1 protein-coding gene is annotated in these 1,341 nt (G+C 66.7%); it reads left to right on the forward strand.

The features are described 5' to 3' along the window. Nucleotides 1-56 precede the first annotated feature (56 nt). Complete coding sequence (locus Q7A36_RS39825) at nt 57-1,172, forward strand: IS630 family transposase (RefSeq protein ID WP_305109326.1); 1,116 nt, start codon at nt 57-59, stop codon at nt 1,170-1,172. Nucleotides 1,173-1,341 lie beyond the last annotated feature (169 nt).

Genomic DNA, 1,341 nt, shown 5'->3' on the forward strand with positions numbered 1-1,341 from the left:
GCAGCGGTTCTGGGCTGTGATTCGCTGGCAGCCGACGATGAGCAAGGGGCCTAGGCATGGCCGCACCAAAGGCTGTCCGGATCGAGCTGACGGAGGATGAGCGTGCTGAGCTGCAGGCTCGGCTGCGTCGGCGCAAGGTCTCCCGCGGCGACGCGGTGCGCGCCGAGATCGTGCTGCTGGCGGCGGAGGGTCTGAGCAACCTGACGATCACCGAGCGCCTCGGTGTGGCGCGGATGACGGTGGCGACCTGGCGTGGGCGCTTCGCTGAGAGGCGCCTGGAAGGGCTCCTGGATGAGCCCCGGCCGGGTGCGCCACGGACGGTTGACGATGCCAAGGTCAATGCGGTGGTGACCGCCACGCTGGAGACCCTGCCGACTGGCCGGACGCACTGGAGTTCGCGCGGCATGGCCAAGGCCGCCGGGCTGGCGCCTTCGACGGTGCAGCGGATCTGGAAGGCCTTCGCATTACAGCCGCACCGCACCGAGACGTTCAAGCTGTCGACCGATCCCCTGTTCGTCGACAAGGTGCGCGACATTGTCGGCCTCTACCTCAGCCCTCCCGAACGGGCGGTGGTGCTGTGCGTCGACGAGAAGAGCCAGATCCAGGCGCTCGACCGCACCCAGCCCATGCTGCCGATGCGCCCGGGGCAGGCAGAGCGTCGCAGCCACGACTACAAGCGACATGGCACGACGTCGCTGTTCGCAGCCCTTGACGTAAAGACCGGCAGCGTGATCGGCCGGTGCATGCCGCGGCACCGCGCCACCGAGTTCCGCCGCTTTCTCGACACCGTGGAAGCCAACGTTCCCGAGGAACTCGACATCCATGTCGTGATGGACAACGCCTCCAGCCATAAGACCCAGCTGATCCGCGCCTGGTTCGCCAAGCGTCCGCGCTGGCACGTGCACTACACGCCGACTTCGAGCTCCTGGATCAACCAGGTCGAGCGGTTCTTCGCTTTGCTGACCGACGACCAGATCAGGCGCAGTGCCCACTGCTCCACCGCCGAGCTGGAAGACGCCATCAAGGCCTACATCGACGCGCACAACGCGGACCCGAAGCCCTTCCGCTGGACCAAAAGCGCCGACGACATTCTCGCCGCCGTCCAGCGGTTCTGCCAGCGAACCACCAGCGTCCAGAGCAAGTGCCTAGAAACTTCAGAATCGGGACACTAGCCCTTGCTGTTCATGACGGGCTACGCGCGGGTGGCGCTGTCCGACGACGCCGCGGTCATCAAAAAGCCTTTCGACCTGCAGGCGCTCGCCGCGAAGTTCAGGGCAGCGCTGAAGGACTGACCGCTGGCCCGTGCCGCGACCGGCGGTTCGACGGCATAGGACCTCGCCC

Source organism: Paracraurococcus lichenis, assembly GCF_030657435.1.
GTDB lineage: Bacteria > Pseudomonadota > Alphaproteobacteria > Acetobacterales > Acetobacteraceae > Paracraurococcus > Paracraurococcus lichenis.